Origin of the sequence: Lacticaseibacillus jixianensis (assembly GCF_003946485.1) — a bacterium.
Classification (GTDB): Bacteria; Bacillota; Bacilli; order Lactobacillales; family Lactobacillaceae; genus Lacticaseibacillus; species Lacticaseibacillus jixianensis.
The window spans coordinates 1-7,035 of the sequence record NZ_RHOJ01000043.1 but is presented as its reverse complement, the minus strand read 5'-3'; the positions used below and the strand labels follow the sequence as shown (position 1 = coordinate 7,035).

Sequence of the window (7,035 nt, the reverse complement as noted above, 5' to 3'; positions counted from 1 at the left end):
CCCCGGTTGAGTATCGGGAACAAGTCATCGTGGCTTAATTCAAATTCTAATTCGTCTAACTTTTCTATTGCACTTCATGTTCATACCGTCTCTTTGATTAATGGGACTGAAGACTTTGCACAAATTAGCCCAGTTTCACGCCGCGGCTGTCGATCCAAAGCACACGCCCGTTGCTGAGTCGAATCTGATAGAACTGGTTGCCAGCTTTGGGATTACGCGTCGTGATGGCCTTTTTTAGAACCGTTACCTTCTGATTGTTAAAAGCAATTGCGTTGTGATTTTCCAAAACGGACATTGCATCGGTATAGTATGGTGCTGAGTAGAGGCCATCCGCTCGCCCTGCCTGAAGGATTCTTCCTGACTTATTAACTGAAGAAGTTGAGGCAATCTTGTCATAAGTGATGGGCATGAGGGCACGCTTATCAACCCAGCGCTTACTTCCGTTAGGCAGGGTAACGTTCACATATGTTCCCTGCCTGGTTGTCGCTTCTGCAGTTGCAATAACGCCGCGGCCAGTGTATTTTTTGGCATCAGTATTAGGCGTCATGCTGTCCGCATTACTGCCAAAGGGGTGCGAGTATAGCCCGTCCGCACGACCACTTTGCCAGATGACTGCGGTGTAGTGTACAGCTTTCTGGTTCGTCGGGGCCGGTAAGGTATTTCGCTGAATACCGCGGGCGTCTATCCAGTACCGCCGACCGTCGCGCAGCTTGATCTGGTAGAAACGGTTGCCAGCGGCTGAACTGCGACTGGTGGTTGCCTCCGCGACGAGTTGGACGCTTTGGCCATTGAAAATAGCCGCATTATGGTTCTCAGTAATGGAAAGATAGTCTGTGTTCCAAGGGGCAGTGTAGAGACCATCACGGCGACCAGACTGATTGATGCGTGCAGTACCGCTGAGAGTGCTTCTGCTAGTGACGCGATTGAGGGTCACTAATCTTATGCCGCGTGCATCAATCCAGTGAATATCGCCGTTCGTTAAGCGAATTTTATAGAAGGTGTTACCCAAACTAGCTGCTCGGGTGGTTGTAGATCTTGCCAAAATTGCGACTGCCTGGCCGTTGAAGTATCTGGCGTTACTGTTCGCGGATTGGGTGTCGCTATTCGTATTGTATGGGGCGGAGTACAGTCCGTCTGCGCGGCCAGCCTGATAGATGCGGCCTACTTGGTTAAGTGATGATGTTCCTGTGACTTTATCAAACGAATGGCTCGTGTTACTCTCTGGCGAGTTGTGATTGGTCGAGGGCTTGGGTGAAGGACTGGTGGTCTGGGTGAACAGATTCTTATAATCGATGGAAGCATCAAGATTACCATTATACCCAGCAATCCGCGCTTGGGAAGAAAACTGCCAAGCGCCAAAATCGGTGTTCCAAAGATTGTTTGCTCGTGGCTGGTAAGGGTATTGGGCGATCCATGTCCGCGCTTGCCCGACTGTGGCGATTGCTGCGTCGGACCAGTCAAAAAACCGACCGGTATACAAAGCATGGTTGTTATACCCTTTGCTGCTCAGTGCCTGCCAGAAAGCATTCAGGTTCGCAGCAACATTGCCAGAAAGGTCCTTATCCTCTAGGTCAGCAATCACTGGACTGTTCTTAGGGAAACCCAAGGATGATAGCTTAGCGGCAAAATAGTTTGCCTCAGTTGTCGCTGCTTTGGCAGTGCCAAAGTGAGCATAGTGATAGGCGGCAACCTGCATTCCTGCACGCTCAGCTTGTTGCAGTTGAGTTTTGGCATAGGGGTTAGCATAGGTCGTGCCCTCGGTGGTCTTGACGATAATGGCCTTGACGCCCTTCGCCCGAAGATTGTTATACGTCGTTTGGTTCATCTGATATTGGTAAGATGAAACATCGATCGTATCAACTCGCGGGTAACCTGCCTGACCAATTGAGAACGTTTCAACGGTTGCTGCGATTTGAACGATATTCTGTTCCCGTCCCGTCGCTGCATAGTCGGCACTGGCCTCCTGCTTGGCGAAAGCGAGCCAAGCGGTGGCTGCACTACCGGTAATCGTGTTTGGCATCCTGAGATAGTGAGTCTTACTTGTGGATCCAGTTTGATTAATATCCGCTTTAGTGAAAGTATGACGACCAGCATCGCCAAGAAGACCCTGTTGAATGGCAGCTTGGCTGTGGAAGTTGCTTGCAGTGAAGTCATTTTTAGTAGCAGCGGTGTTGTCAGTCGAAGCCGCGAGTGTAGTTTCTGTATCTGCTTTGACAGGTTGAAGATTTTGCGATGAGACAATGGTTAGCACTGAAAAAGCAAGTGGAACACCCAGTAGCCACTGCTTGATTGTAAAAGGTTTAGGAACAAACATGTATTCTCCCCCAAATAAAAATGAATTAGAGTCACCAGAAGTGTGATGCAACTTTCTCTAAGCCAAAAGATACCACATTTATATTACATTCATGTAATTTTTAGCGTACGTTTTCAAAGAAAAATTTCACTCTGAAAAGGCAATGCTGGCAGCGTGTACTGACGATTCCCGCGTTCTGCAGGTTTGGTATTCGCAGAACCATTTCTTTTGTTGACCTGGGCATTAATTTTTAGCCCTGATCACAGTTTGGGCAGCGGCCCATGAACAAAATTGAAAAGAAATTGTAATAGTGCATGCAGCACTTGTCCAAACATAAACAGAGGACGCTGAAATCAGTATAAGGCCTCGCCCTTGATTCATCATAGGTTAAGCAACCGCAGATAGAAGAATCTGGGCAGGTATTGCCCACCATTTGACCTGAAAGCTGATTGTTAGCCGATATGTGGTAAACTTTAAGGCAGAACGGCGCAAGAGATGGGAGAGCTGTGCGAATGGCAAAATATTTGATCACCGGTGGTGCCGGTTTTATTGGCTCGAATTTAGCCGATTCTCTTTTGAAGGATGATAAGACCACTATTACGATTGTCGATGATTTGTCGATGGGGTCTGTTGCAAATATTCCGGACTCATCGCGAGTGACCTTTATTGAGCACTCCATCACTGATCATGAGTTTATGAGTAGTCTGCTGATTGAGAAGCGGTATGACTACATCGTTTTGTTAGCCGCAATTGCCAGCGTTGCCGATTCGGTTGATCGGCCATTCGAGACCCATCAGGTCAATCAGGAGGCCAATCTCAATATTATTGAGACGTTGCGTCGGGAAAAGCTGCCCTTCAAGAAGCTCTTCTTCTCCAGCAGCGCAGCCGTTTATGGTCAGCTGCCTGAGATGCCCAAGCGGGAGGATCAGGCGGTGCAGCCGCTGACGCAATATGCTGTCGACAAGTACGCCACGGAGCGGGCAATCATCAACTATGGGCGCTTGTACAACATGCCAATGGTTTGCGCACGCTTCTTTAACGTATACGGTCCAAAGCAAAACCCTGCTTCGCCATACAGTGGCGTCCTTTCCATCCTGCTTGACGCACTTGTGAATGACAAGCCGTTTACATTCTTTGGTGACGGCTCACAGACACGCGACTTTGTTTTTGTGGGGGACGTTGTCAATGCCATTAGCGGGCTTCTGCATACCCCGATGGCAGTCAATGACGTCTACAATATCGCCAATGGTAAGCAGACTAGTCTGATGGCGGTTGCCAAGCAGTTAGAGCAGCTGACGGGTAAGCCACTCAAGGCTAGTTTCAAACCTGAACGTTCAGGGGACATCCACGATTCATTTGCGGATGCTTCCAAAATCAATGCATTAGGATTTATGACGCACACGCCGCTTGAAAAGGGTTTAGCCCAGTACGTGGCGTCGGTTAATAACTAAGGAGATGCAATTTTTTGATTACATTAAAGTCTGATCGGGAAATCGAAGGCATGGCCAAGTCTGGCGCAATTCTTGCGGGGATGCACCATGCGGTTGCCCAAATCATTAAGCCTGGCGTATCAAGCTGGGAAATCGAAAAAGTGGGCCGTGAATATATCGAGGCCCACGGGGCAATCCCGGCTGAATTGGGTTTTGAAGGGTACAAGTATGCCACCTGTGTCGCCATCAACGACGAAGTTGCCCACTCAATTCCGCGGAAGGGGCTCGACCTCAAGGATGGCGACATCGTGACTGTAGATACGGTGGTCAACTGGCAAGGCTACATGTCGGATTCTGCTTGGACTTATGCAGTGGGCAAGATTTCCCCGGAACGGCAAAAGTTGATGGATGTCACCAAGAAAGCATTGTATTTGGGCATCGACCAAGCTGTTGTTGGCAATCGCCTCGGCGATATCGGGTATGCCATCCAACACTACACTGAAGATGAAATGGGCTATGGTGATGTCCGTGACCTCATTGGCCACGGCATTCAGCCGACGATGCACGAGGCGCCAAATGTGCCGCACTATGGCGAACCTGGTCATGGGCTAAGGCTCAAAGCAGGGATGACCATCACGATTGAGCCCATGATTACAACTGGGACTTGGAAAATCAAGGCCAAGCAGGTGCCCAATGATGATTGGGAATACTACGTTACCGCGGATGGCTCTGACTGTGCGCAGTACGAGCATACACTGGTTATCACGGATGATGGGCCTAAGATTTTGACGAGTCAGGATCCAATCGAAGACGCAAAATATCTCTTGTAGTTCATTGGTCAAGTTGGCAGGTGTCGACTTGACCTTTTATCTATTTTCGTGGATGGAGGAGAAGCGATGCTATCAATCGTAGTACCGTGCTACAACGAACAAGAAACTGTCCCGCTACTTTTCGAAGCGATTGAACGCCTGCGTCCACAAATCAAACCGTCGCTGGAGTATATTTTTGTTAACGACGGGTCAACCGACGGAACGCTCAGAGAGTTGCGGCATTTGGCGGAGCGGGAGCGGTGTGTTCGCTATATTTCTTTCTCGCGGCACTTCGGTAAGGAAGCTGCTTTATATGCAGGACTACAAGCAGCAAAAGGGAGTCTAGTTACGGTGATGGACGCGGATCTTCAGGATCCGCCTGAGTTGTTACCTCGAATGATTGCGATGATTGAGTCAACCAATCTGGACTGCGTGGGCACTAGACGAATTAACCGTGAAGGTGAGCCGCGTCTTAGAAGCTTTTTTGCTCGTCAGTTTTATCGACTGATTAACCGTATTTCTTCAACCCAGATGGTCGACGGTGCCCGAGATTACCGTCTGATGACCCGTCAAATGGTAGATGCCGTTCTTAGGCTGTCTGAATATAACCGCTTTTCCAAGGGCCTGTTTAGTTGGGTAGGGTTTGAGACGGAGTACATTTCGTACCCGAATAGAGAACGAGCCGCGGGCAAGACATCTTGGAGCTTTTGGAAATTGTTTAATTATTCTCTCGATGGCATCGTAAATTTTTCCGAGGCCCCATTGAATATTGCCTCGTTTGTGGGGGGCCTGTCATGTTTAGCCTCTGCCGTGGCCTTAATCTTTATCGTGGTACGGGCGTTGATATGGCATAATTCCGCGGCAGGCTGGCCGTCACTCGTGTCGATTATTCTGCTTCTGGGCGGGCTCCAGCTGCTTTCCCTTGGTATTATTGGCAGGTATATTGGTAAGATATTTCTTGAGACGAAGCAGCGGCCAATCTATATTGTCAAGGAAACTGAGAAGTCCAACCGTCCGGACCAACCTGCTTCAGTAATGTCGCCGATTGAACGGCCTGATGAGAAGCACGACGAGTAATGCCATGCCGACAAGGACGCTCTGTTAGGCAACGACAACAAGCCCGTGTACATGATAGGAAGGCAGAAGCGTGTTTCGTTTGAGAATTCATAGAATGCGCAATATATGCACCTTGTCGCTTCGTTGAGTGATATACTTTTTCTAATATCCCGACATTGACCTGGTGAAAACCGGGTCTTTATTATGATTTGTGAAACTCATGGTGGATCGGGAGTACTGTGTAGAAGGGAAACTTTTTATGAAGCATCTAATGGCACGGATGGACGTGGGGATTCGGCGGTATATGTCTCGCTTTACCGCTGTAAAGCTCTTGCTAACACTAGTTCTGGTGAGCATGCCTAATATCTTATTTGGAACACCCAAGCACGCCTTAATTGCGATGGGTGAGATTGTGGTGGCATACTTCATTTATATTTTTATGGGCCGACGTCTTTGGATACTTGGCTATTTGATCTCATCTTTAGCGACGTTCTTGGTCATTACCCAAGAATGGGTGCGCTATTTTAGCGGCTCATATACGACAAAAATCATGCTCGACAATCTGGCAAACATTAAGGCTCTGGGGCCGGCTCTGCCTCGGTATATCCTCATCGTTGCTTTAGTCGGTATCATTTCTTTCTTTCCGGCCAAGTTTAACCAGTATCCGAAGATTCCCTGGCGTTTTGTCTTTCTAGGATTAGGCACCGTATTTATGTGGGGACTATTTTACACGGGCCGGCGGACAGCAGTTACCGATTCCGTCAGTTTGGTGCGTGAGTATCAAGAGGCAGCAAAGACAACTCGCCGGTTAGAGGCGGCCCAGGATAATCGCGCCAAGATCATCCGATCATTTGAGAAGACTAGCGTCCCCGGTGGAATCTCACTAGGTAAAGAAAAGTATAACGTGATCGTGGTCTTCGCAGAGGGTACAAGTCGTCGCACTATCGAGGAAACTGGGGCCAAGTATCCCGGATTGATGCCAAACCTTCAACGCTTCAGTCAGGAGACCATCAATTTCACCAACTATTTTAACCATACTGCACCAACCTATAAGGGACTGCGAGGGCAGTTAAATTCTGCTTTTCAGTATTATGAGGGTTACGAAGACGCGAAGAACGCTGCACAAATAAAGGCCCGCACAAAGACACCTTTGATTGGTTTACCACAAATTTTGCGCAACCATTCTTATACCGCCAAATTTATCAATCCGGAGCCCAAGCATGAGCAGTTCACACCATACCTTCAATCGTTAGGTTTTAACTCAGTAATCTCTGATAGTCCCAAAGTGTGGTCGCGCTCTGGTAATACAACCTACTTAAGTGACAAAAATAATTTTAGATTACTGATGAATCAAGCCGAAAAATTAAATTCCCGCGTTTTAGAATCAAGTTAGCCACTATCGTCGCCGAGCGGAAAAAATAAAAACACCAAGTCGATACGACCTGTT

Annotated in this window: 5 protein-coding genes; 4 read left to right on the top strand and 1 reads right to left on the bottom strand. The window is 48.3% G+C overall.

The genetic code is table 11. From position 1 onward, the window contains the following. Window positions 1-124: 124 nt before the first annotated feature. Window positions 125-2,314, bottom strand: coding sequence for a GW dipeptide domain-containing protein (locus EKM85_RS11325; protein WP_125586965.1), 2,190 nt, complete (start codon window positions 2,312-2,314; stop codon window positions 125-127). A 491-nt stretch (window positions 2,315-2,805) separates the two neighbouring features. On the opposite strand from EKM85_RS11325, the gene EKM85_RS11320 reads away from it, so the two are divergent. The 4 genes from EKM85_RS11320 to EKM85_RS11305 all read left to right on the top strand — a co-directional run bounded on the left by EKM85_RS11320 (window position 2,806) and on the right by EKM85_RS11305 (window position 6,981). Then, window positions 2,806-3,744: an NAD-dependent epimerase/dehydratase family protein gene (locus EKM85_RS11320; RefSeq protein ID WP_125586963.1), complete on the top strand. Its 939-nt coding sequence runs from the start codon at window positions 2,806-2,808 to the stop codon at window positions 3,742-3,744. Between the two features lie 14 nt (window positions 3,745-3,758). Continuing rightward, on the top strand, window positions 3,759-4,553 hold the full coding sequence (gene map, locus EKM85_RS11315; RefSeq protein ID WP_125586961.1) for a type I methionyl aminopeptidase: 795 nt from the start codon (window positions 3,759-3,761) through the stop codon (window positions 4,551-4,553). A gap of 66 nt (window positions 4,554-4,619) precedes the next feature. Continuing rightward, window positions 4,620-5,609, top strand: coding sequence for a glycosyltransferase family 2 protein (locus EKM85_RS11310; RefSeq protein WP_125586959.1), 990 nt, complete (start codon window positions 4,620-4,622; stop codon window positions 5,607-5,609). A 250-nt stretch (window positions 5,610-5,859) separates the two neighbouring features. After that, window positions 5,860-6,981, top strand: a complete 1,122-nt coding sequence (locus EKM85_RS11305) for a sulfatase-like hydrolase/transferase (RefSeq protein WP_164510765.1) — start codon at window positions 5,860-5,862, stop codon at window positions 6,979-6,981. Window positions 6,982-7,035: the final 54 nt, after the last annotated feature.